19 protein-coding genes are annotated in these 22,840 nt (G+C 68.8%); 11 read left to right on the top strand and 8 right to left on the bottom strand.

The window, feature by feature from the left end:
* Nucleotides 1–29: 29 nt before the first annotated feature.
* On the bottom strand, nt 30–2,225 hold the full coding sequence (glgX, locus tag OG607_RS13615; protein ID WP_405736747.1) for a glycogen debranching protein GlgX: 2,196 nt from the start codon (nt 2,223–2,225) through the stop codon (nt 30–32).
* Between the two features lie 356 nt (nt 2,226–2,581).
* Between glgX and OG607_RS13610 the strand changes: the two genes are divergently transcribed.
* From OG607_RS13610 to OG607_RS13595, 4 genes are all read left to right on the top strand, one after another.
* Nucleotides 2,582–3,697, top strand: coding sequence for an Ig-like domain-containing protein (locus OG607_RS13610; protein ID WP_405736745.1), 1,116 nt, complete (start codon nt 2,582–2,584; stop codon nt 3,695–3,697).
* A 184-nt stretch (nt 3,698–3,881) separates the two neighbouring features.
* Nucleotides 3,882–5,069, top strand: a complete 1,188-nt coding sequence (locus tag OG607_RS13605; protein ID WP_405736742.1) for an Ig-like domain-containing protein — start codon at nt 3,882–3,884, stop codon at nt 5,067–5,069.
* An 82-nt stretch (nt 5,070–5,151) separates the two neighbouring features.
* Complete coding sequence (locus OG607_RS13600) at nt 5,152–5,919, top strand: enoyl-CoA hydratase/isomerase family protein (RefSeq protein WP_405722951.1); 768 nt, start codon at nt 5,152–5,154, stop codon at nt 5,917–5,919.
* 221 nt (nt 5,920–6,140) lie between these two features.
* Nucleotides 6,141–6,707 carry an ATP-binding protein gene (locus tag OG607_RS13595; protein ID WP_405736739.1) on the top strand — a complete coding sequence of 189 codons (567 nt, stop codon included), beginning with the start codon at nt 6,141–6,143 and terminating at the stop codon, nt 6,705–6,707.
* 304 nt (nt 6,708–7,011) lie between these two features.
* Here OG607_RS13595 and OG607_RS13590 read toward each other — a convergent pair whose 3' ends face one another.
* Nucleotides 7,012–8,055: a phosphatidylinositol-specific phospholipase C domain-containing protein gene (locus OG607_RS13590; RefSeq protein ID WP_405722949.1), complete on the bottom strand. Its 1,044-nt coding sequence runs from the start codon at nt 8,053–8,055 to the stop codon at nt 7,012–7,014.
* A gap of 286 nt (nt 8,056–8,341) precedes the next feature.
* Between OG607_RS13590 and OG607_RS13585 the strand changes: the two genes are divergently transcribed.
* Nucleotides 8,342–8,470, top strand: a complete 129-nt coding sequence (locus OG607_RS13585; protein WP_405722947.1) for a hypothetical protein — start codon at nt 8,342–8,344, stop codon at nt 8,468–8,470.
* 94 nt (nt 8,471–8,564) lie between these two features.
* Nucleotides 8,565–8,993: a VanZ family protein gene (locus OG607_RS13580; RefSeq protein ID WP_405722945.1), complete on the top strand. Its 429-nt coding sequence runs from the start codon at nt 8,565–8,567 to the stop codon at nt 8,991–8,993.
* Here the strand turns inward: OG607_RS13580 and OG607_RS13575 are convergent.
* Together OG607_RS13575 and OG607_RS13570 are read right to left on the bottom strand one after the other, a co-directional pair.
* Nucleotides 8,990–9,232: a DUF397 domain-containing protein gene (locus tag OG607_RS13575; protein WP_405722943.1), complete on the bottom strand. Its 243-nt coding sequence runs from the start codon at nt 9,230–9,232 to the stop codon at nt 8,990–8,992. The genes OG607_RS13580 and OG607_RS13575 overlap by 4 nt on opposite strands.
* Entirely contained in the window at nt 9,229–10,056 is an 828-nt protein-coding gene (locus tag OG607_RS13570; RefSeq protein WP_405722940.1) for a Scr1 family TA system antitoxin-like transcriptional regulator, read from the bottom strand. Before OG607_RS13570 ends, OG607_RS13575 begins: the two co-directional genes overlap by 4 nt.
* A 275-nt stretch (nt 10,057–10,331) precedes the next feature.
* Here OG607_RS13570 and OG607_RS13565 point away from each other — a divergent pair, with 275 nt between their 5' ends.
* The 4 genes from OG607_RS13565 to OG607_RS13550 all read left to right on the top strand — a co-directional run bounded on the left by OG607_RS13565 (nt 10,332) and on the right by OG607_RS13550 (nt 15,096).
* The gene (locus tag OG607_RS13565; RefSeq protein ID WP_405722938.1) at nt 10,332–10,715 is read left to right on the top strand and encodes an ATP-binding protein; all 384 of its coding nucleotides are present in this window, start codon (nt 10,332–10,334) and stop codon (nt 10,713–10,715) included.
* Nucleotides 10,716–10,773: 58 nt separating this feature from the next.
* Nucleotides 10,774–11,562, top strand: coding sequence for an SDR family NAD(P)-dependent oxidoreductase (locus OG607_RS13560; RefSeq protein WP_405722937.1), 789 nt, complete (start codon nt 10,774–10,776; stop codon nt 11,560–11,562).
* Between the two features lie 346 nt (nt 11,563–11,908).
* Nucleotides 11,909–13,825: an RICIN domain-containing protein gene (locus OG607_RS13555; protein ID WP_405722934.1), complete on the top strand. Its 1,917-nt coding sequence runs from the start codon at nt 11,909–11,911 to the stop codon at nt 13,823–13,825.
* Nucleotides 13,826–13,947: 122 nt separating this feature from the next.
* Nucleotides 13,948–15,096 carry an esterase-like activity of phytase family protein gene (locus OG607_RS13550; RefSeq protein ID WP_405722931.1) on the top strand — a complete coding sequence of 383 codons (1,149 nt, stop codon included), beginning with the start codon at nt 13,948–13,950 and terminating at the stop codon, nt 15,094–15,096.
* A gap of 164 nt (nt 15,097–15,260) precedes the next feature.
* Here OG607_RS13550 and OG607_RS13545 read toward each other — a convergent pair whose 3' ends face one another.
* The gene (locus tag OG607_RS13545) at nt 15,261–17,237 is read right to left on the bottom strand and encodes a glycoside hydrolase family 97 catalytic domain-containing protein (RefSeq protein ID WP_405722929.1); all 1,977 of its coding nucleotides are present in this window, start codon (nt 17,235–17,237) and stop codon (nt 15,261–15,263) included.
* 669 nt (nt 17,238–17,906) lie between these two features.
* On the opposite strand from OG607_RS13545, the gene OG607_RS13540 reads away from it, so the two are divergent.
* The gene (locus OG607_RS13540) at nt 17,907–19,400 is read left to right on the top strand and encodes an RICIN domain-containing protein (protein ID WP_405722926.1); all 1,494 of its coding nucleotides are present in this window, start codon (nt 17,907–17,909) and stop codon (nt 19,398–19,400) included.
* On the opposite strand, the gene OG607_RS13535 is transcribed toward OG607_RS13540, so the two are convergent.
* Genes OG607_RS13535 through OG607_RS13525 form a run of 3 tightly spaced genes read right to left on the bottom strand, consistent with a single transcriptional unit; the run spans nt 19,393 to nt 22,825 of the window.
* Nucleotides 19,393–21,018: a glycoside hydrolase family 43 protein gene (locus OG607_RS13535; RefSeq protein WP_405722924.1), complete on the bottom strand. Its 1,626-nt coding sequence runs from the start codon at nt 21,016–21,018 to the stop codon at nt 19,393–19,395. The genes OG607_RS13540 and OG607_RS13535 overlap by 8 nt on opposite strands.
* A complete protein-coding gene (locus OG607_RS13530) occupies nt 21,015–21,941 on the bottom strand; it encodes a carbohydrate ABC transporter permease (RefSeq protein WP_405722921.1) in 927 nt (308 codons plus the stop codon). The genes OG607_RS13535 and OG607_RS13530 overlap by 4 nt, the downstream gene beginning before the upstream one ends.
* Nucleotides 21,941–22,825: a carbohydrate ABC transporter permease gene (locus tag OG607_RS13525; RefSeq protein ID WP_405722919.1), complete on the bottom strand. Its 885-nt coding sequence runs from the start codon at nt 22,823–22,825 to the stop codon at nt 21,941–21,943. Before OG607_RS13525 ends, OG607_RS13530 begins: the two co-directional genes overlap by 1 nt.
* Nucleotides 22,826–22,840: the final 15 nt, after the last annotated feature.

The raw sequence follows: 22,840 nt of genomic DNA, 5'->3' as shown, positions 1-22,840 counted from the left end.
CCACTGACAGCCTTCACCTGGATTTTCGGTCAGGCGCCCCGCACCTGGTACACCCGCACCGACCGCCCGCCGACCACCACTGCCTGCTCAGCCGTCTCCCGGGTCCCGGGCGGGCCGGTCTGGTCCTCCAGGGCCGTGTCGAGCACCAGCTCGTACTCCTCCGCCCAGGGCAGCCCGGGGAGGGTGAAGGACACCGGCAGATGGCCGGAGTGCAGGACGACGAAGAAGCTCTCGTCGATGATCTCGCGGCCCAGGGCGTCGCGTTGGGGGATGTCGCAGCCGGAGAGGTACATGCCGAGGGTGGCGTTGGGGGAGTGCCAGTCGCCGTCGGTCATCTCGTGGCCGTCGGCGGTGAACCAGGCGAGGTCGCGCAGGAGGCCCTGGGCGGACTGGGCGCGGCCGGAGAAGAAGGCGCGGCGGCGCAGGACGGGGTGGTCGCGGCGCAGGGTGATGAGGCGGACGACGAGGTCGTGGAGGGAGCGCCATTCGGGCTGGTCGAGGAGGGACCAGTCGAGCCAGCTGATCTCGTTGTCCTGGCAGTACGCGTTGTTGTTGCCGCCCTGGGTACGGCCCAGCTCGTCGCCGGCGACGAGCATCGGGACGCCGGTGGACAGCAGGAGGGTGGACAGGAGGTTGCGGAGCTGGCGGCGGCGCAGGGCGGTCACGTCGGTGTCGTCGGTCTCGCCCTCGTGGCCGCAGTTCCAGGAGCGGTTGTCGTTGGTGCCGTCGCGGTTGTCCTCGCCGTTGGCCTCGTTGTGCTTGTGCTCGTAGGAGACCAGGTCGCGCAGGGTGAAGCCGTCGTGGGCGGTGATGAAGTTGACGGAGGCGTACGGCCGCCGGCCGCCCCAGGCGTAGAGGTCGCTGGAGCCGGAGAGGCGGTAGCCGAGGTCGCGTACGTCGGCCCGGGCGCCGCGCCAGAAGTCGCGGACGGTGTCGCGGTAGCGGTCGTTCCACTCGGTCCACAGGGGCGGGAAGGCGCCGACCTGGTAGCCGCCGGAGCCGACGTCCCAGGGCTCGGCGATCAGCTTGACGCGGCGCAGCACCGGGTCCTGGGCGATGACGGCGAGGAAGGGGGAGAGCATGTCGACGTCGTGCATGGAGCGGGCCAGCGCCGCGGCGAGGTCGAAGCGGAAGCCGTCGACGCCCATCTCGGTGACCCAGTAGCGCAGGGAGTCGGTGATCAGGCGCAGGACGTGCGGCTGGACGACGTGGAGGGTGTTGCCGCAGCCGGTGTAGTCGGCGTAGCGCCTCGCGTCGTCCTGGAGGCGGTAGTAGCCGCGGTTGTCGATGCCGCGCAGGGACAGGGTGGGGCCGAATTCGCTGCCCTCGGCGGTGTGGTTGTAGACGACGTCGAGGATGACCTCTATACCGGCGGCGTGCAGGGCACGGACCATGCCCCGGAACTCGTTGACCTGCTGGCCGCGGGTGCCGGAGGCGGAGTACGCGGCGTGCGGCGCGAAGTAGCCGACGGAGTTGTACCCCCAGTAGTTGCGCATGCCGCGCCGCAGCAGGTGGTCCTCGTGGGCGAACTGGTGCACCGGGAGCAGCTCGACTGCGGTGATGCCGAGGTTGACCAGGTGCTCGACGGAGGCCGGGTGGGCCAGGCCCGCGTAGGTGCCGCGCAGCCGCTCCGGGATGCCGGGGTGGAGGGCGGTGAAGCCGCGGACGTGCAGCTCGTAGATGACGGAGTCGGCCCAGGGGGTCTTGGGGCGGCGGTCGTTCATCCACTCGTCGGGCCAGCCCACCCCGTCCTCGACGACCACGCCCTTGGGGACGAAGGGCGCGGAGTCGCGGTTGTCGCGGACGGTGTCGGCGATGTCGTTGTCGGGCCAGTCCCGTACGTGCCCGTAGACCTCGGGCGGCAGCGTGAACTCGCCGTCCACGGCGCGGGCGTACGGGTCCAGCAGCAGCTTGGCCGGATTCCAGCGGGCGCCGGTCCAGGGGTCCCAGCGGCCGTCCACGCGGTAGCCGTAGCGGGTGCCGGGCAGGACGCCGGGGACGAAGCCGTGCCAGATCTCGTGAGTGAGCTCGGTGAGTTCGAGCCGCTCCTCGGCGCCGTCCTCGCCGAACAGGCACAGCTCGACGAACTCGGCCCCGCCGGCCCACAGCGCGAAGTTGGTGCCGGGCCGGCCGTCGGGCCCGGTGTGGAAGCGGGCGCCCAGCGGTGTGGGGCTGCCGGGCCAGACGGCACGGCCGGCGTCGGACTCGGGAGAAGGTGCCGTCATCCGTGGTTGCGGCAGGATCAGGGGATCAGCACGGTTGCCGTTCGGCCATGGCACAGCCGGGGTCGTGACGGCCTCGTCCTCGCGTGTCTCCGACACGTGCTCGCCTCCAGAGGCTCCGACGGTCGTTCACGCGGTGTCCCTTCCGCGTACATCCCGTCCCACTCCACCTTTACCCGAGCTTCTTACATGAAAGTCCTGGTGTTCGGGCTGAGCTTCCAGGCCGGGCGGGTGGACGGCTCCCGTGCGGGACGTTTCCCAGGGGCCGGTCCGGTCGTTGATCGGATGTGACGAATGCGGTGAGGCGCGCCCTGAGCGCGTGCGCGGGGGCGGGCCTGGTCCTGCTGGCGGGGTGTGGCATGGGCGCGAGCGCGGGGGACGGCGGAGGCAGCGCCTCCGCCCCGCCGGTTTCCCAGGCGAGAATCCTGGTCACGCCGAGAGACGGCGCCCGGAATGTCAGCCCGGACGCGCCCTTCGGCGTCGAGGTGGACCAGGGCACTCTCACCTCCGTACGGGCCCAGGACGAGGAGGGCCGTCCGGTCGAGGGCACGATCTCCGCGGGCCGCCAGATCTGGAAGCCCACCGCGAAGCGGCTCGCCCTGTCGGCGAAGTACACGGTGGACGCCTACGCCGTGGACGCGGACGGCCGCACCGCCGCCAAGCACGTGGTCTTCACCACGTTCGTCCCCCGGAACGCCCTCATCGGCTACTTCACGCCCGAGGACGGCTCCACCGTCGGCACCGGCATGATCGTCTCCCTGACCTTCAACCGCCCGGTCACCGACCGCGCCGCCGTCCAGCGCGCGATCTCGGTCACCTCCGCCCCCGCCGTCGAGGTCGCCCCGCACTGGTTCGGCAACCAGCGCCTCGACTTCCGCCCCGCCGCGTACTGGACCCCCGGCACCAGGGTCACCCTGAGCCTGCGGCTGCGCGATGTCGAGGGCGCGCCCGGGGTGTACGGGACGCAGTCCAAGGACGTGGGCTTCACCATCGGCCGCGACCAGACGGACATCGTGGACGCGGAAGCGCACACCATGACGGTGCGGCGTGGCGGCCAGGTCTACCGGGTGCTCCCGGTCTCGGCGGGCGCGCCGTCCAACCCCACGTACAACGGCAGGATGGTGATCTCCGAGAAGCTGCCGCTGACCCGGATGAACGGCGACACGGTCGGCTTCGGCGGCGAGTACGACATCCCGGACGTACCGCACGCGATGCGGCTCACCCGGTCCGGCACCTTCGTCCACGGCAGCTACTGGGCGGCGCGGTCGGTCTTCGGCCGGGAGAACACCAGCCACGGCTGCGTGGGCCTGTTCGATGTGAAGGGCGGCGGGGCGGAGACACCTGCCGGGTGGCTCTTCGACCACTCGCTGGTGGGTGATGTGGTGGAGGTCGTCAACTCCCATGACCGCACGGTCTCTCCGGACAACGGGCTGGGCGGCTGGAACCTCACGTGGCAGCAGTGGCGGGCGGGATGATCTCCGGGCAGGCACCGGGCTGATCCAACTGGTGCGGAACGGTGACATGGCCCAGAGGTGTGTTCCTAGCTTCGTGTGGTTATCTGACCCAAGAATTGGCGTGGGTATGGGGAGATAACACTTGAAGCCGATACGGACGACGCCGGGAGCCAGACAGACCATTCTGGCCCTGGTCGTCGGAACGATGATGCTGGTGGCCACAGCATGCGGGGGAAGCGACAACGACAGCGGCACGGGCAGTGGCGGTGACGGCAAGAACGACACCAAGGCCTCGGGCCAGGGCGGCGCCTCCGCCACGCCCAGCCCGGCCGCCGTCGTCAGCGTCACGCCGAAGAACGGCGCCTCCGGCGTCGAGACCACCGGGGCCCTGAAGGTCAGCGCGGCCAAGGGCACGCTGACCTCGGTGGTGGTCAAGGACGGCAAGGGCAACAAGGTCGACGGCGCGATATCCACCGACGGCACCGGCTGGGCGCCGAGCGGCACCCTGGCCGCCTCCACCAAGTACACGGTGGACGCCGTCGCCAAGGACAGCTCGGGCCTGAAGTCCACCAAGCACTCGACCTTCACCACGGTGCGCCCGGCGGCCACCTTCGTCGGCTACTACACGCCGGAGAACGGCCAGACCGTCGGCACCGGCATGGAGGTCTCGCTCAACTTCAACCACGCGATCACCGACAAGAAGGCGATCGAAAAGGCCGTCAAGGTCACCGCCGACCCCTCGGTCGAGGTCGTCGGCCACTGGTACGGCAACCAGCGGATCGACTTCCGCCCCAAGGAGTACTGGGCCGCCGGCACCAAGGTCACGCTCAGCCTGCGCCTCAACGGCGTCAAGGGCGCCTCCGGCACGTACGGCACGCAGTCCAAGGACGTGCACTTCACCGTCGGCCGCAGCCAGGTCAGCATCGTCGACTCGGCCGCGCACACGATGAAGGTCTACCGCGGCGGCAAGCTGATCCGGACCATCCCGATCACCTCGGGCGCGCCGAGCACGACCACGTACAACGGCAAGATGGTCATCACCGAGAAGTACACCGAGAAGCGGATGAACGGCGACACGGTCGGCTTCGAGGGCCAGTACGACATCCCCGACGTGCCGCACGCGATGCGCCTGACGACCTCCGGCACCTTCGTCCACGGCAACTACTGGGCGAGCTCGTCCACCTTCGGCAACGCCAACGTCAGCCACGGCTGCGTCGGGCTGCGCGACGTCAAGGGCGCGGGCAACTCGTCCACCCCGGCGGCGTGGTTCTACAACAGCTCGATCATCGGCGATGTCGTCCAGGTCAAGAACTCCAACGACAAGACCGTGGCCTGGTACAACGGCCTCAACGGCTGGAACATGTCGTGGAGCGACTGGACCAAGGCCTCGTGACGCCAGCCTCGTGACGCCTCGTGACGCGCGCTGAGATCTGCGTCGCAGCGTAAACGCCCGTTCACGACTACCCTCGTCGGCCATGACAGTGAACCTTGAGGTCGACGAGGGTGTCGGCACGATCCGCCTGGCCCGCCCGCCAATGAACGCCCTGGACATCGCCACGCAGGACGCCCTGCGGGCGGTGGCCGAGGAAGCGGCCGGCAGGGACGACGTACGCGCCGTCATCGTCTACGGCGGCGAGAAGGTGTTCGCGGCGGGCGCGGACATCAAGGAAATGCAGGCCATGGACTACGAGGCCATGGCCGTGCGGGGCAAGGCGCTGCAGGACTCCTTCACCGCCGTCGCCGCCATCCCCAAGCCCGTCGTCGCCGCCATCACCGGCTACGCCCTCGGCGGCGGCTGCGAACTCGCGCTCTGCGCCGACATCCGGATCGCCGCCGACAACGCCAAGCTCGGCCAGCCCGAGATCCTGCTCGGCCTGATCCCCGGCGCCGGCGGCACGCAGCGGCTCGCCCGCCTCGTCGGGCCCTCCAAGGCCAAGGACCTGATCTTCACCGGCCGCCACGTCCGCGCCGAAGAGGCCCTGGCCATCGGCCTGGTGGACAAGGTCGTCCCCGCCGACCAGGTCTACGCCGAAGCCCGCGCCTGGGCCGAGCGCCTCGCCCGCGGCCCCGCCGTCGCCCTGCGGGCGGCCAAGGAAGCGGTGGACGCCGGCCTGGAGACCGACCTGACCACCGGTCTGGCCATCGAACGCGGGCTGTTCGCCGGGCTGTTCGCGACGGAGGATCGGAGTACGGGTATGCGTAGTTTTGTCGAAGACGGCCCGGGGAAGGCGAAGTTCCGGTAAGGGAAATACCCTTCGGCCGCCTTAAGCCAGCCTTATGTCAACCTTAAGGCGGCCGACGCCCACTGTCACCCAAGTGATCGATCGACTACTCAACGTCGCAGCTCACTGATGCCGCGTCAGGCCCGTCGGTGCCCTCGGCATATGCCATAGCCCCTGCCCGGAAGCAAAGGTTCCGGCAGTCCAATTCCCCCGATCCGCCCCGAACCGCCGTCAGTACGGCCATCATGAAAGGCATGGCGGGGCAGGGAGCATCGGAGCGACCGCAGAGGGTGATCACCACACCCCCTGCGGGATGGGCACCCACGACACCACCCGTGGCGACGCCCGTGGTACCCGCGCAGCCCGTAGCGGCTGCGGCTGCGGACGACATGACTTCCCTCGATCTCCTCGGCGACCCCTCCCTCGAAGAGGTACGCCTCTGCTCCCGCCCCGAATCCGCCGGCGTCGCCCGCCGGCTCTCCGGCTCCGTCCTCCGCTCCTGGGCCCTCCCCCAGAAGACCGAGGTCGTCGAACTCCTCGTCTCCGAGCTCGTCGGCAACGCCGTCCGCCACACCGGTGCCCGCACCTTCGGCCTGCGCATGCTGCGCCGCCGCGGCTGGATCCGCGTAGAAGTCCGCGACCCCTCCCGCGCCCTGCCCTGCCTCATGCCCGTCCGCGACCTCGACATCAGCGGCCGCGGCCTCTTCCTCATCGACAAGCTCGCCGACCGCTGGGGCGTCGACCTCCTGCCGCGCGGCAAGACCACATGGTTCGAGCTGCGGGTCCAGGAACGCGAGCGCGAACGCTGAGCCGCGCGAAAGCCGAAAAGGCCCTCGGCGTCGTGCCCCTCTTTTTTTGGCGTCCTTCGCGGGCGCTTCGCTCGCTTCGGGCCGCTGCGCCGGACTCCGTCCGCCGGTCCCCGCAGCCCCGAAAGCCGAAAAGGCCCTCGGCGTCGTTGTACGACGCCACGAGGGCCTCTTCTGTTGCCGCGGGCCAGGGGGGTGGGGCCGCGACTGGTCCCACTCTACGGCATTCCCGGCCCACCGCCTAATCAACCGAAGGTGATGTGGGCCACCGGCCTTGAAAACGGTGGTCAGCGGGCCCTTCCACCCCCTACCCGCGTGTCGTGACCGCGCCAAGCACGGTAGTCGACAGCGCCGACCAGTCCGCGGTGATGATGCTCGCGTGGTCCGCCGCGAGCAGGGACAGCCGGGCCAGGGCCTCCGCCTCCGTCGGTGCGGTGGAGGAGATGGCGGGGGAGACGCCTGCGGCGCCGGTCATGATGAGGAGGTAGTGGCGGTTGTCGTACCAGGCGGTGTCGTAGCCGTTGTTGACGTAGGTCGCCGCATCGCCGTCGAAGACCACGAACCAGGGGCGGATGGTCGTGTCGGAGTAGCGCGTGCGCGGGTCACCGGCGGCGGCGTCGAGGACGGCGGGGAACATCTGGGCCTTCGAGATGTTGCCGGCGGCGTACAGATCCCGCAGGTAGTCCGCGTACTCCTCGTCCGTCCAGTAGGAGTCGAAGGGGTTGGCCTTCTCGAAGGTGCCGGGGATGACCTCGAACATCACCTTGCCGGCGAGGGCGTCACGGCTGGGCCAGGCGTCGGCCTGGGCGGCGGCGTCGAGGGTGCTGTAGGTGGAGCCGAGGAGGTCGGACGGAGCGAAAACGCTGCTGCCGAGCTTGGCGGAGATGAGGGCGTCCAACTCGTCGGGGCCGAGGCCCGCGGTGTTGTTGTAGCCGTTCTTCATCTCGATCTTGAAGGTGATCGGCCGGTGGTCGGGGTGCAGTTGCTGCCAGGCCGCGATGTTGTCCAGGCAGCTGCCGAAGTCCTGGTTGCGGGCCTTGCTGTACAGGTCGGCCGGCTTGCTCGCGTACTCGCAGTTGTTGTCGTTGCCCAGCGGGTTGCTGTGGCTGACCCGCCACCGCTTGCTGATGCTGTCCGTCCAGATGTCGATCTCCAGCAACGACGAGCCGGAGTCCAGCGCGTTGGCGAAGTACGTGTACGTGGCCTTCTGGTAGGCGTTGTGCACGCCCACCGTCGTCGCCGCAGACAGCTTCGGCGCTGCCCCCTGCGCCGACCCGCCCAGCGCGGTGACGGTGAGCGCCGTCGCCGCGAGTGCCCCGATGACCCATCTTGCCGCGTGCCGTATGCGCATGGACCTGCCGCCTTCCACCGTGGGGGGATGAACTGCCCAGGAGCGTAGGGGCTCCCCGTTACCGCTGGGTAGACCCTGGGCGGGAACAGCGTGAAGTGCGGGGTACTGCGGATATGTTGTGGTTCTGTCACAGATATTTCCGTGAAATGCAACCGGTAACTGAGAGCGGATCTCACGGCTAATTCATTGTCATCTAACGGGAATTGGTGGGCGCTCGCGAAATGAGCGCGTAATGTTTTCCATGTCGAAGCCGAAAGGGCGAGACGGAAACCACAAGGAGAACATCATGGCCTTCACCAAGATCGTCCCCGTCACCAAGCCGGCCGCCAAGCACCACAAGAAGCACGCCCCGGCCAAGCCCGTCGCCAAGAAGGTCGTCAAGAAGGTGGAGCGCAAGCGCCCCATCGGCGGCTGACCGACCCAGGCACCCGAGGCGGGTGCGCGGCAGCACCCCCACCGCTTACCCGCCTCGCCGCCCTGACCAACTGCATCTGCCGGGAGGCGATGACATGCGCAAGAGCCGCATCGCCTTGATTCTCTACGCGATCGCCCTCGCTCAGACAACTCTCATTCCCGTCGCTTCCGCGGCGGATGTCACCTACAACAACGTCGTGCCCGGGCGCACGATCCGCTTTTACATCGACCACTCGTCGATCTCGACCTTCCTCCTCGAAGTGGGCGGCAACCTGCTCCTCTGCGCCCCTCTCGGAATCCTGCTTCCCCTCGTCTCCCGCCGCCTTGATGGCGTGCGCCAAGTCACCCTCGTGACCGGGGCCGGAATGCTGATCGTCGAGACCATCCAGGGCTTCTGCCTCACCGGCCGCAGCTTCGACGTGGACGACCTCATCCTCAACACCGCCGGCGCGGCGCTCGCGTACCTGCTCTACGCAGCCGCCCGGCGGGTGGTCCCCAGGGCCTGGTCCGTCGCGCCGGGTTAGCGACGAGTGACGAACGCCGCGAAGGCGGTCCAGGCGGCGGGGCTGAAGGTGAGGTCGCCCGCGGCGGGGTCCTTGGAGTCGCGTACGTGGACGGCGGCGGGGTGGGCGGCGACCTCGACGCAGGCGCCGCCTTCGTCGCCGCTGTAACTGGACTTGCGCCAGGCGTAGGCGACTTCGAGGCACTCCCCGCCTTCGCTGCCGCTGTAGCTGGACTTGAACCACTCCCGTGCGCCGTTCATTGCTCTCCTAGCAGCCGGTCCAACAGGCCTTTGGTGTCTTCGGGATTGAGGGCCTGTGATCGCAGCATCGCATATTTCTGAGCCAGGATGCTGACCTCGTCGCCGTGGGATGTGAGGTGGCTGCCGCGCTGGGTCTCGGTGTACGCGAAGAGCAGATGGTCGGGGTTTTCCAGCAGGACGAAGGGGCCGTCGAGGGCGGCATGGGTGTGGCGGCCGAACGGCATCACCTGGAGCGTGAGCCCCGGCAGATCGGCGTATTCGCGCAGGTGGTGCAGTTGTTCGGCGTATGTCTCGTTGTTGCCGAGTCGGTCCATCAGGATTGCCTCGGCGACGATGAAACTGGCGGTCGGCGGGACCTTGCGATGGAGGATGTCCTGCCGGGCGATTCGGGCCGCCACCTGCTGCTCGATCTCCTCCTCGCTCAGGGTGGGAACCCTGCTGCGGAACACGGCGCGAGCGTAACTCTCGGTCTGGAGCTGGCCGGGGAGGACCTGGTTGGCGTAGATCGAGAGAGTGATGGCTTCGCGTTCCAGGTCGATGTACTCCATCGCCCAGACCGGGAAGGCGTCGATCTCCGGCAGATTGGCCACCGCCACAGCCAGCGCGCGCTTGGTCTCCAGCAGGTCGTCGAGCTGCTCGGCCAGATCGGGCTTCAGGGCGCGCCGGCCCTGCTCGATCGAGGCGATCAGGTCCTCGGAGGCGCAGAGCTGCTCCGCCAGCTCACGTTGCGTAAATCCGGCGGCACGGCGGAAGTTGGCGACCTGGGCACCGACCAGACCGATGCTGGAGCCGAGCTGCTTCTTCGGTTTCTGTGAGGGGTGCATAAGGGGCCTCGCGAATGGGTGGGGCGGGTGAAGGAGCGGGGTGAGGGGCAAGGTTGGCAAGGCGGAGGAGGGAGGCGCAGCGGAGCTGCGGCGACCGACGACAACGCCGCCAGGCGCCGCCCATCGCCACGCGACGCCGCCCCACCCATTCGCGAGGCCCCTGAGCCCTCAACTCCCCACCCGTGCCCGTACATGACCTCGCACATGCTCGTACAGCCGATCCGTACGGGCTGACGTACTGCTGAATACTAGTGACAGAGAGCGACGCTTGATGCATGACTGGCAATTGTGAGTACTTCTACCCGCGCACGCGCCGATCCGTGCCCGCCGCACGTGAGTTGACGCGCCGCACGCTGACCGATTGGGGCATCAGGACGCCGCGAGTGGACGACATCGTGCTGTGCGTGAGCGAGTTGGCGACGAACGCGCTGCTGCACGGCGTCCCGCCTGGGCGCGGCTTCCGTATCCACATCCGGATGGACGGATCCGCTGTCCTGCGGATCGAGCTGCACGACAGTGGGGACGGGAGCCCTCGGATCCCGGTGGAGGAGGCGGACGAGTCGGGCCGGGGGTTGCTGCTGGTCGAGGCGCTGTCGGACAAGTGGGGGGTCGGGGAGCGGGTGCCGGGCAAGATCGTGTGGTGTGAGTTCTCGATCTGACGTCACCGACGTCACTGCCGTCACGGCGAGGTGCCTTCGGGGCGCGTAGCGTGGCCGTATGGATCTGGGTCTCTCGGGCAAGACCGCTGTCGTCACCGGTGCGAGCAAGGGAATCGGGCTCGCGGTCACGCGGGCGCTGGCTGATGAGGGCGCCAGTGTGGTCGCCGGCGCGAGGCACATCACCGAGGAACTGACGCGGCTCTCTGCCGCCTTCCCGGTCCGCCCTGTGGTGGTGGACCTGGGAACTCCGGACGGCCCGGCACGGCTCGTGGCAGAGGCGGTGTCCGCATTCGGGGGCGTCGACATCCTCGTCAACAACGTGGGGGCGGCGCACCCGCGACCGGGTGGATTCCTGTCCGTCACCGACGAGGACTGGCTCTCGGCGCTGACCATCAACTTCCTGTCGGCGGTCCGTTCGACCCGGGCGGCGTTGCCGCACCTCATCGAGCGTGGGGCGGGCAGCATCGTGACGGTCTGCTCGGTGAATTCCTTCCTGCCGGACCCCGGGGTCATCGACTATTGCGCTTCGAAGGCGGCATTGGCCAACTTCAGCAAGGCGCTCTCCAAGGAGGTCGGTTCGCACGGTGTTCGGGTGAACACCGTGAGTCCGGGTCCGGTCGCGACCGATTTGTGGCTCGGTGAGGAAGGTGTCGCGTCGACCGTCGGCAGGGCGAGTGGGAGCGCACCCGACGAGGTGGCCAAGCAGGTCGCGGACAGCACGGTGACCGGTCGGTTCACCCGGCCGGAGGAAGTGGCGGATCTCGTTGTGATGCTTGCCGGGGATCGGGCCGGGAACGTGACCGGCGCGGACTTTGTCATCGACGGCGGGTTGACCACCACTTTGTGACGGTCCGGCTCCCGCCCAAAACGGGTGCGTACGCCGGGTAACTCACGAATCACCCCTGCCGACTCCCCATTAATTCGGGCTGGTTGACGCTTTGTCATGTCCCGTGCTCGTGGAGTATCCAGAAACAAGACAGAGTCTCTTGTTCTGTGTCCTTAGTGTGTGCGAAGGTGTGCAGACTTGTCGGTGCGCGAACAATTCAGCATCCTCGCGCGTGTTTGGTCCGCTCGTGGTCCTGGGCATCGGCATCCATTGGTTCGGACTTTTTTCCTGCTCGGCCCTCGGAAGGGAATGGGACGTGAAAGACTCCGTCCGGTCGAATTCTCCTCACGCAGATCAACTGTTCGATATGACGGACGATCAGCTCGCCCTCGAACTGAGGAACTCTTCGGGAAAAAGCCCCGCACACCACCCTGCAGGCGAACTGCTGTCCCGGCATTGGGACGCGGTCTTCGATTACGCGGGTCTGTGCACGGCAGGCCCGCAGGCCGCCGGAATGCTCACCACGACCGTTTTCACCAGGGTGTTCGGGGAAGCCACGCGGCAGACCGGGCCGACGGCGGCCTGGCGGCCGCACCTGCTGGCCACCGCACTCCGTATCGCGGGGGAGTGGGCGACGGGCGAGCGGCGTGAACTGGTACATCCGGAGCTGCAGTCCCGGCCGCATGCGCGGGACCGTGCGGCCGGGGTCGGCTGGCGGCTTCCGCCGTCGGACAACAGGCGGTTGGTGTTCCGGGCGTTCCAGGGGCTGGCGGAGCCCGCGCGCTGCCTGCTGTGGCACCGGACGGTCGAGGCGGAGGGGCTGCGGAAGCCGGCAGGGCTGCTCGGGCTCGGCGGGGAGGAAGCCAGCCTCGAGCTGGAGAGGGCGCGTGAACTGCTCCGAGAAGGGTGCCTGCTGGCCCACCGTGATCTCGCCCCGGCGGAGGAGTGCCGCCAGTACAGCCGGCTGCTGGACGTCTCCGTCCGGCGAGGTGACGCCGCCCTCGACCCGGATCTGCGACGGCACATGGCCAGGTGCGCGCACTGCCGCTACGCCGCAGGCCAGCTCGACCACTCCGGCGGCCGTACGGCGCTGCTCCTCGCGGAGGCCGTACTCGGCTGGGGCGCCCGGCCCTACCTGGACTCCCGACCGGCGCGCCGCGCCGCCGTCGACGCGGCCGCCGCCCCGGCCGGGCCGTCGTTCCCGGTTCCGCGTCAGCTCTCGGGCTCGTTCCCGGGCACGGCCGCGGGCACGGGCGCGGGTCCTGCCCCGGCCCCGTACCGCGCTTCGCTCCCGCTGCCGGCGCCGGCAGCGGTCCGCGCGCCGGAACCCGTCGCCGAACTTGACCTGGGGCCCCGCCACTCGGCGCGTTCCCACTCCCGGTCCCGTTCTTCGCACGCATCGCGCTTCCCCGGCGCCCGCCAGATCGCCCTGGCCGCACTGGGGGTCAGCGGCTGCGTCCTCGTCCCCCTGGCCCTGTGGTCCAGCCCCTGGTCCGGCGGTACGAGCGGGAACAGCGCCGCGCCCGGCACCACGGGCGCCTCCGCCCCGCCCGGCGCGAAGCCCTCCTGGGTCACGACCGGCGACCGGCCGACCGGCACCATGAGCGGCCGTCTGCACGACGCCGAGACCGGGCTGTGCCTCGACGTCGACGGTGACGTACCCACCCTGCACGCGGGTGCGGTCGCCGCGGAGTGCAGCTCGTCGGCCACTCAGCAGTGGCTGTACGAGCCCGACGGACAGCTGCGCAGCCTCGCCGACCTCGGCCTCTGCCTCACCTCCAGCCGGAACTTCTCCATCGAACTGGGCAACTGCACGGATTCCTCCAAGTCCGGTGGCATGAACGTCCGATACGACTTCACCCTCCAGGGCGTCCTGGTGCCCCGCTGGAGCGAGGAGCTGGCCGTGACGCCTGTTTCCCGGCAGGACGGAGCCGCCCTGGTCCTGAAGGCCCGTGACGACACCACGCTCCAGCAGTGGCTGACCGACACCTCCGCGCCGTCCCCCCAGACCGATGCCACCTCCGGGACCGCCATCGGCGACTCCCTGGTCCAGGTCGCCGCCACGGTCGCCGCCACCACGTCCGCGCCGGCTCCGGTCCCGACTTCGAGCCCGGCCTCCACCCCGCCGGCCACCAGCGCGTCGCCATCGGCCTCCGCCACGGATTCGGGCACCAACAGCTGCTACTACTACTGCTATTCGGGCGGATCCGGCTATGGATACGGATCCGGTTATGGCTACGGCAACGGCTATGGGTACGGGTACGGCAGCTGGAGCGGTCACTGAGGAACGGCCGTTTCGGCAAAGGTTGTGTGCCCGAGGCCGAAAGTTCTACCGAAGCCTCCTTGTCGACAGAACGCCGGATGCCAGGCTGGGGACGCCTCGCCGCTTACGCCGAAGGAGTACGCGTGTCCGCGTCCCAGCCGCCGCACCCGACCCGATCCCGCCGCAGCCGCCGCAGCCGCCGCGCCCGGGCCGCCACCGTCGCCGCCCTGCTGCTGGCCTCGCCGGTCGCGATACCGGCCGCCACCGCGCAGGCCCACGCGCCGAGCACGCCGCCCACAGCGCTCGCCTGCAGCCCCAACGCCTGGGCCGAGGGCTACAGCGACGCCCTGAACAAGCTGGTGGTCGACGGCGACACTGTCGGCGGCCTGTCCGCGCTGGCCTATGACTCCCGCCGCCACGCCTACGGCTCCGTCGTCGACCACAGCACCGGCGAACTCGCCGAGATCTGGTTCTTCGACGACCCGGCCGACCCCCACGTGACCGGCAGCCTGGTGCTGCGCCGGCCCGACGGCACGGCCTACGACGAGAACGACTTCGACGGCGAAGGCCTGGCCGTACTGCCGGGCGGCGACTACCTCGTCAGCTCCGAGACCGAGCCCTCGGTCCGCGTGTTCGGCCGCGACGGCATCCAGCGTTCCGAACTCGCCATCCCGGCCCGCTTCCTGGTCGCCCCCGCCGGCGAAGCCACCAAGAACGCCACCCTCGAAGGCCTGACCGTCTCCCCCGACGGCCGTACGGTCTACGCCGCCATGGAAGGCGTCCTCAGCGGCGACATCAGCGCCACCGGCGACGCGACCGACCGCCGCATCCTGGTCTACCGCCTCGACCGCCACCACGCCTACGACCTCGTCAAGGAGATCGGCTACCAGGTCGACCCCGGAAACCGCATCTCCGAGGTCGCCGCCTACGGCTCCCACGGACTGCTCGTCCTGGAGGCCGCGTTCACCGCCGGCTACGGCAACACGATCAAGGTCTACGCCGCCCCGCACATCACCCGCTCCGCCGATGTCACCCATGTCGGCGACCTCGGCGACGCGGGCACCGCCCTGCCGGCGAAGAAGACCCTGGTCGCCGACGTCGCCCAGTGCCCGTCCCTCGGCGCGACCGCTCCCGAGCCGCAGCCCAACCCGCTGCTGGACAACTACGAGGGAATGACCCTCGCCCCCGGCAAGGGCCGCAACGGCCTGAACGAACTGCTGCTCATCAGCGACGACAACTTCTCCGCCACCCAGAACACCCGCCTGCTGCGCCTGACGGTGCGGCTGCCCTGAGAAGCTGTTGTCCAGCCCCCTTCCGGGTCTGAGGAGCCTGGCACCGCCGCCTCCGGTGTTGTCGTCGGTCGCCGACGCTCCGCGTCGACTCCCTCCTCCGCCTTGGATTCGACGGCACCAGGCCCCTCAGCCTGATCCGGAATGGGGTTGGACAACAGCTTCTGTCAGCTCGCCGGCGTCAGGATGACCGCCTGTCCGCCCGCGCTGGTCATGGTCACGCTCAGTGTGGTGGCCGAGGTGACCGTCTGGGTGCTGACCACGGTGGGGGTCGCGTGCGGGGTGCTTCCGGCTGTTCCGTCGGCGTAGACGGTGGCGGTGTAGCTGGTGCCGCTGTCGAGGAAGTCCAGCGGGAGCGACAGGGTTCGCGCGGTCTCGTTGTTCATCGCCCCGAGGAACCAGGTGGTTCCGCTGCGGCGGGCGACCGCGACGTACTCGCCGATGGAGGCCGCGACGGCTGTGCTCTGGTCCCAGGTGGTGGGGATGGCGTCGAACCAGGCCAGGCCGGGCCAGTTGGCGGTGGTGGCGTAGGCGGAGGGCTTGGAGTACCAGTAGAGGAAGTTCAGCGGCTGGTAGTAGACGGCGGCCATCGCCAGCTGGTGGTTGTTGGTGGTCTGGTCGCGGGACTGGCCGTAGCAGATGGTGTAGTCCATCGGGCCGCCGACGTTGCGGGCAAAGGGCAGCAGGACGTTGTTGGTGGCCGTCGGGAACTGCTCGTTGCCCCGGACGCCTTCCAGGCTGATCCAGTTGGGGTAGGTGCGCTCGTAGCCCCAGGGCCGGACGTCGTCGTGCATGTCTATCAGCAGGTTGTACTTGGCGGCGGTCTTGGCCCAGGTGATGATCTGGTTGGTCATGGTCTGGGTGCCGTCGTTGATGAAGCCCAGTTTGATGCCGGCCACGCCCCAGCTCTTGTAGAGGGCGAACAGCGTGTCCGGGTCCGTCAGGGCGATGCGGTTGACGTAGAGGAAGACACCGACGCTGTGGGTCGTGGCGTAGTCGATCACCGTGGGCAGGTCGATGGCCGAGATCGCGGCGGTGGCGTCGGTCGTGGTGAACTCCGGCCCGTACCATCCCGCGTCGTACTCGATGTAGTCGAGATTGCGGGCGACGGCGAAGTCCACGCCCTCGGTGCCGGCGGCGGTGGTCAGTTCGCAGCGGAAGACCTTGCCGGGCTTGATCCAGGAGGTGTCCGACAGGGCGCAGGCCGGGGCCAGATTCAGCACCAGCTCGGCGTTGTCGATCAGGTCGGCCTCCTCGGACCCGAGCACCATCACCCGCCAGGGCGTGCTGAACGGCGTGGTGACGGTCGAGGTGGTCTGCGTCGTACCGGAGGAGCGAGCGGATTTCTGCATCAGGTAGGTCTTGAGCGTGGTGCTCGCCCCGGTGACCGAGCTGAGCATGGAGCGCGGGTAGTTGACGCGGGAGGATTCACAGATGGTGGCGAAGAGCCCGCTGTCCAGGGAGGCCAGCAGCGGGAGGTCGCTCAGGTAGCCGTAGTCGGTGCTGGAGGTGCCGGTGTATGGGATGGCGTCCGGCGCGATCGCGGTGTAGGCGTCCTCGTCGCGGGCGCTGTAGATGGTGGTGTTGGCAGGGAAGACCCAGGTGGTGAGCTCGTCGGAGATGGTGGCGCTGCCGGTGTCGAGCAGGACGTAGCGCAGCGCGACGCCGGTGTTGTAGGCGCGGAGCTGGACACTGAAATTGACGCCGCTGGCGCCGTCCTGGAGGTTCCAGCGCATCTCCTGGTAGTAGTCCCGGATCGTGGCGTTGCGGCCGAAGACCGGGGTCCAGGTGCTGTCCTTGGTCCAGTGCTGGTAGGCCGTCACCGTCGTGCTGCCGGCGCCCAGTGTGGTCCCGCTGCTCAACTTCAGGCCCAGGACCGAGGTGTCGATGACGGTCGTGGCGTTGCGCTTGGCCGACCACTGGAGCACCCCGCCCACCAGGGACGCCGTGATCTTGTTCTTGCCATCGGGCGAAGTCGCGGTCATCGAGGCGTCCGCCGCGGCAGCCGTGCGCATGGTGGCGAAGCCCGCTGCGGCGACACCCGCCGTGACCGCCGCTCCCTTGAGGAGCCCCCGCCGGGACAACGCCCCCGAGGGGACCGCCCGGTGCCGGTTCGGCTGGTCCTGGCTTCCTGACGTTTCCATGGCTGGCGCACCTCTCCATTGAGTGAATCGCACGAAAAAGAGAGCAGGGCGTCGTGTCGGCCCGGCGAGGGCCGCCGCCGGAGGGCGGGGGTGGCGTGTTCCTCACAACGACTGAAGCTCACTGCTCAAACAAAAAGAACCATGAACTAACGTTTCCTGACGTGCTTGGGTTGTTGTACGCCTTACTCGTTCGAAGGGTCAACCGCTGGACGGTCAGGTTCCGGCATCGTTACACGTGCGTGTCATATGAGGTCCGCGCCGTAAAATCCGGCAAATCGCCGTCCCGATGCCACTCGGGAGGAAGCTCGATACCAACAAAATCGAGCACACATCTTGACGCGAGATCACATGGTCGACTGTTATTGATCCGCCCGCCATATGACGGATGCACCTTTCGGGAGGTCGGTCCGGAGCATGACGATGTGGGGCCGGCGTCAGTCCCCTTGGAGATGACGTGCACCAACCCCGCCCGGTCGGCCCGCCGGCTCCCGGCGCACAGGCGGCGCGGCGGCTCCGTATCCCCCGGTAGCCCCCACCCCGGCTCCCCACACCCACACCCACTCCCACACCCGCCCACCGTCCCTCCCGACTTGGAGCGAAGACGGCGGCACGCCGTGCCCGCACGCAGGCGGACCGGCACCACCTGACCTCAATGGAGAGGCGTAGAACATGCTCAAGGGAAAGCCTTCCCGACGCCGCCGTCCCGCGTGGCGGACCGCTGTCGCGTCGATCGTGACGCTGCTCGCGGGCCTTGCCGCGCTTCTCGTACCCGCTTCGCTTGCCCACGCCGCCACCGTGACGTTCACGACCGGCGACGCGCGGACCGACACCAGTGGCAACACCCTGCAACTGCACGGCCTGGGCATCATCAAGGTGGGCAGCACCTGGTACGGCTTCGGCGAGGACAAGACCGGCGAGACCTCGTCCGACACGTCCTTCCAGGCCATCGCCTGCTACAGCTCGACCGACCTGTCGAGCTGGACCTTCGTCGGTGACGCGCTGTCGGTGCAGAGCAGCGGCGACCTGGGCCCGTCGCGGGTGGTGGAGCGGCCGAAGGTGATCTACAACTCGTCGACCGGCAAGTACGTGATGTACATGCATATCGACAGCACCAGCTACTCGGAGGCCAAGGTCGGCGTCGCCACCAGCGACACGCCCTGCGGTACCTACACCTACCGGGGCAGCTCGCAGCCGTTGGGCCACCTCAGCCGTGACATAGGGCTCTTCCAGGACACCGACGGGACCGCGTACCTGATGTCGGAGGATCGTTCCTACGGCCTGCGCATCGACCGGCTCTCCGACGACTACCTGTCGGTGGTGAGCACCGTGGCGATCCTGGGCAGCAGCGGCTCCAGCAGCTACGAGGCGCCCGCCATGATCAAGAGCAACGGCGTCTACTACCTGCTGGCCTCGCACCTGACCGGCTGGAGCCTGAACGACAACGTCTACGCCACCGCCACCTCCCTCAGCGGCACCTGGTCGTCGATGAGGAACTTCGCCGCCCCGGGCACGCACACGTACGGCAGCCAGACCGCCAACATCATCACCGTGGCCGGCACCTCCGGCACCACGTACATCTACGCGGGCGACCGCTGGAACACCTCCGACCTCGGTGCGTCCAAGCTCGTCTGGCTCCCCATGACCATCAGCGGCACCGTGGTCAACGTCGGCCAGTACCCGACCTGGTCGCTCGATGTCGCGGCGGGGACGTGGACACCGGGCAGCGGCGTGCCGAGCGCGGCGGCGCACACGCTGACGAACTCGGGCAGCTCGATGCTCCTGGACGTCACCGGCGCCTCCACCAGCTCCAACGCCAACATCATCCAGGCGACGTCCACCGGTGGCACGGACCAGCAGTGGACCGCGACCAAGGTCTCGGACAACATCTACACGCTCAAGAACGTCAACAGCGGACTGTGCCTGGACGTCCCCAGCAAGTCCACCGCCGAAAACCGCCAGCTCATCCAGTGGACCTGCAACGGCGGCACCAACCAGCAGTTCTTCTTCGACCTGGTCGGCAGCTACACCGGCAAGGTCTACATGATCGTCAACGTCAACAGCGACCTGCACCTCGGGGTGCTGGACAGCTCGACCACAACCGGAGCGGCAGTCGTCCAGCTGACGGGCACCGGACTCGCCAGCCAGAAGTGGACCATCAGCTAGCACCCTCGGACACCTCCCGTGACTCGGGCGTGCAGGTGAGCCGGAAGCCGGAGAAGTCCGCGGTGAAGGCGGCGTCGACGAGGTCGACGGCGTGGATGCCGGCGAACGCGCCGGTGAAGCGCAGCCCGGATCCGTGGTCGTCGGAGAGCCTGCTGAAGTCGAGGGGCGGCCCGACCGGCGTACGGGCTCCGTCCTCCCTGAGGAACCAGAACCGGGCCTCGGCGCCCTCGACGGTGACGCCGAGGGTGACCGGACGTCCCGGCTCGACGTCGAGGAGGGCCACCTGCCGCAGGCCCTCCTCGTCGCGTTCCTGGAGGCTGAGCACGGTGCGGCCGGTGCCCTGCCACTGCTGGCCGTGCTGGGCTTCGCGCGGGGGCTCCGCCCAGGTCAGGTCCAGGGAGAGACAGGCCCTGGTGTTGTACCAGAGCATCAGACCGGCGGCCTGGGTGAAGGTGCGCGGCCTGGCCTCGACCGTCACCTGGGCCTGCGCCCGGTGCTCGGTGACGCGCTGGGCGAGCAGGCTGTGGGCCCACAGCGACTCGGGTCCCTGGCGGCCGCGCAGCCGGATCCGGCCGGGGCGGCCGGTCGCGTCGGCCCACGAGGGATCCGCGTCTTCGCGCAGCGTGCTCCACGGCCAGGACAGCGGGCCCGTCCGAGCGGCGGGTGGCTGCGGACCGGGGTGGGGCGGTACGTCGACCTCGACCTCGACCGCCGGGTGCCGGCCGCCCTGGCGCAACCGGGGCCAGCCATCGGCGTCCCAGGTCACGGCCTGGATCGCGGTCTCCCGGCCGAGCGTGCAGCGGGGCCCGTCCGCAGTACTCAGGGGGCGGGCCGTCAGGTGGCTGAGGACCCACTGACCGTCGGCCGTCTCGACCAGCTCCCCGTGCCCGGCCTTCTGCAGCGGCAGCGAGGGATCGTCACGGGACGTCAGCAGCGGGCGGCTGTCGACCTCGTACGGTCCGGTGATGTCCCGGCTGCGCGCCACCAGGACGCCGTGCTCGAAGCCCGTGCCGCCCTCCGCGAGGACGAGGTAGTACCAGCCGTCGCGCTTCAGCAGCTTGGGTCCCTCGACGAGCCGTTCGTGCTGGAGCAGCAGACGCGTGCCGCCGACCGGGGCGAGGGTGTCGCGGTCGAGCTCGGTCAGGACGATCCCGGCGAAGCGCCGTCCTCCGGGGCGGTGGTCGCTCTGCAGGTTGAGCAGCCAGAGCCGTCCCTCGTGGTGGAAGAGCGAGGGGTCGAAGCCATGGCCGGGGACCCGGCGCGGCTCCGTCCACTTCCCGTTCACCTCAGGGGCGGTGGTGACGTACGTGTCCAGGTCGAAGTAGCGGGTGCCGACGGACCGCACGATGGAGTAGACGACCCAGAACCGTTCCCCGTCCCAGCTCAGCGAGGGCGCCCAGATGCCGCCGGAGTCGGGGACCCCGGCCAGGGAGCCGCCGGGCACTGCCCCGCGTACATGGCCCGCGTACTCCCAGTGGGCCAGGTCGCGGGAGCGGTGGATGGGGATCGTGGGGAACCACTCGAAGGAACTGGTGGCCAGGTAGTACCAGTCGCCGACCCGGACCATCGACGGGTCGGGGGCGAAGCCGCGGATGACCGGGTTGTGCAGCAGGGTCATTTGAGGGCTCCCAGGGTGACGCCCGTCTGCCAGTAGCGGCGCATCGCGGTCATCATGATCGCCATCGGCACGATGGACAGCAGCGCGCCGGTCAGGACGAGGCTGGTGAGGTCGACGCCGGACTCCGCGCGCTTGCCGGCCCAGTTGTACAGGCCGATGTTGAGGGTCCAGTTCTGCTCGCCGCGCAGCACGGTAAGGGGGAGGAAGAACGCGTTCCAGGTGTTGACGAAGGCGAGCAGGAAGACCGTGGCGCCACCGGTGGTCATGATCCGCAGCACGATACTGAAGAAGATCCGCAGCTCCCCGGCGCCGTCCAGGCGGGCGGCCTCCAGGAGTTCGAAGGGGACGGTGGCCTCGGTGTAGACCTTGGCCAGGTAGACGCTGAACGGGTTGATCAGGCAGGGGATCAGCATGGCCCAGGGGGTGTCCACCAGCCCGATCTCCGAGAACAGCAGGTACAGCGGGAGCGTGAGCAGGGCGAGCGGGATGAGGAACGAGCCGACCACGCACGCGAAGACCGCGCCCCGCCCGGGGAAATCGAAGCGGGCCAGGCCGTAGCCGGTGGCGAGGGCGATGAGGGTGCCGCCGGCGGAGCCGACTCCCGCGTACAGGAAGGAGTTGGCGGTCCAGCGCAGGAAGATGCCGTTGTCGTAACTGAACACCTGGTGCAGGTTCTGCCACAGGTGCATGCCGGAGAACCACATGCCGTTGCTCTGGTACAGCCCCACCCGGTCCTTGGTGGAGGCCACGATCAGCCACCACACCGGGAAGAGGCTGTAGGCGCTGGCCAGGGCCAGACCGATCAGGATGAAGCGCTGGCCGCCGCGCCCGCGTGCGGCGGCGTCGGGGTGGGCGAGGCGGCGGACCGCTCGGACCGGTGTCGTGGCGGGAGGCTGCTGGGCGCCGTTGTCGGTCGTCAGCATCAGTCTGCCTCCTTGGAGGTCAGCCGGTAGAAGAGGAAGGAGGCGACGCCCAGGATCAGCGCCAGCAGGACCGACAGGGTGGCGGCGTAGTGGTAGTTGCCGGCGTTGAAGGCCTGGTTGTAGATGATCATGATGGGGGTGAAGCTGTCGTCGACCGTCTGCGGCGTCACGTTCCGGAACAGCGCGGGCTCGTTGAAGAGCTGGAGCATCTGGATGATGGAGAGCAGACCGGTCAGCACCAGGGCTCCGCGTACGAACGGGATCTTGATGCTGCGTGCGATACGGAACTCCGACGCACCGTCCAGCTGTGCGGCCTCGAACAGCTCACGGGGCACGCTCTGGAGCGCCGCGTAGATGATCACCATGTTGTAGCCGATGCCGTGCCAGGTGAGCAGGTTGCCGATGGACGGCCAGACCATCGAGGGCGCGAAGAAGTCCCAGTGGAACCCGAAGAGGTTTCCCAGCGACGTCAGCGGGCCCACCTCGGGGCTGTAAAGGTTGACCCACACGAGGGCGGCGACCACCCCGGGGATCATGTACGGGACGAGCAGCAGAGTTCGGAATCTGCCGGCCGCCCTGGAGGTGAGGGCGTCCAGCAGCAGGGCCATGACCAGGCTGATGACGAGCATCAGCGGGATCTGGACGCACGAGAAGAGGAACACCCGCAGGACCGAGCCCATGAACACCGAGTCGGTCAGGCCCTTGAGGTAGTTGTCCAGCCCGACGAACTTCTCCGTCGAACCGCCCAGGCCCAGGCCGGACTGCTGCTGGAGGTAGAGGGACTGGTAGACCGCGTAGCCGATCGGCACCAGGTACAGGAAGACGAAGCCGAGCTGGAAGGGCACCGTGAACGCGGCACCCTTCCAGCGCTGGGAGCGAATCATCAGTGGTTGCCCTCG

The sequence above is a fragment of the Streptomyces sp. NBC_01537 genome, from assembly GCF_045040445.1.
Classification (GTDB): Bacteria; Actinomycetota; Actinomycetes; order Streptomycetales; family Streptomycetaceae; genus Actinacidiphila.
Note: the sequence above shows the minus strand (reverse complement) of the source record. Positions and strands in the feature narration are given on the sequence as shown.

Coding starts and splice junctions, on each gene's coding strand:
- glgX (WP_405736747.1), bottom strand. CDS start 2,225: ATGACGGCACCTTCTCCCGAGTCCGACGCCGGCCGTGCCGTCTGGCCC.
- OG607_RS13610 (WP_405736745.1), top strand. CDS start 2,582: ATGGGCGCGAGCGCGGGGGACGGCGGAGGCAGCGCCTCCGCCCCGCCG.
- OG607_RS13605 (WP_405736742.1), top strand. CDS start 3,882: ATGATGCTGGTGGCCACAGCATGCGGGGGAAGCGACAACGACAGCGGC.
- OG607_RS13600 (WP_405722951.1), top strand. CDS start 5,152: ATGACAGTGAACCTTGAGGTCGACGAGGGTGTCGGCACGATCCGCCTG.
- OG607_RS13590 (WP_405722949.1), bottom strand. CDS start 8,055: ATGCGCATACGGCACGCGGCAAGATGGGTCATCGGGGCACTCGCGGCG.
- OG607_RS13585 (WP_405722947.1), top strand. CDS start 8,342: ATGGCCTTCACCAAGATCGTCCCCGTCACCAAGCCGGCCGCCAAGCAC.
- OG607_RS13580 (WP_405722945.1), top strand. CDS start 8,565: ATGCGCAAGAGCCGCATCGCCTTGATTCTCTACGCGATCGCCCTCGCT.
- OG607_RS13575 (WP_405722943.1), bottom strand. CDS start 9,232: ATGAACGGCGCACGGGAGTGGTTCAAGTCCAGCTACAGCGGCAGCGAA.
- OG607_RS13570 (WP_405722940.1), bottom strand. CDS start 10,056: ATGCACCCCTCACAGAAACCGAAGAAGCAGCTCGGCTCCAGCATCGGT.
- OG607_RS13565 (WP_405722938.1), top strand. CDS start 10,332: ATGACTGGCAATTGTGAGTACTTCTACCCGCGCACGCGCCGATCCGTG.
- OG607_RS13560 (WP_405722937.1), top strand. CDS start 10,774: ATGGATCTGGGTCTCTCGGGCAAGACCGCTGTCGTCACCGGTGCGAGC.
- OG607_RS13555 (WP_405722934.1), top strand. CDS start 11,909: ATGACGGACGATCAGCTCGCCCTCGAACTGAGGAACTCTTCGGGAAAA.
- OG607_RS13545 (WP_405722929.1), bottom strand. CDS start 17,237: ATGGAAACGTCAGGAAGCCAGGACCAGCCGAACCGGCACCGGGCGGTC.
- OG607_RS13540 (WP_405722926.1), top strand. CDS start 17,907: ATGCTCAAGGGAAAGCCTTCCCGACGCCGCCGTCCCGCGTGGCGGACC.
- OG607_RS13535 (WP_405722924.1), bottom strand. CDS start 21,018: ATGACCCTGCTGCACAACCCGGTCATCCGCGGCTTCGCCCCCGACCCG.
- OG607_RS13530 (WP_405722921.1), bottom strand. CDS start 21,941: ATGCTGACGACCGACAACGGCGCCCAGCAGCCTCCCGCCACGACACCG.
- OG607_RS13525 (WP_405722919.1), bottom strand. CDS start 22,825: ATGATTCGCTCCCAGCGCTGGAAGGGTGCCGCGTTCACGGTGCCCTTC.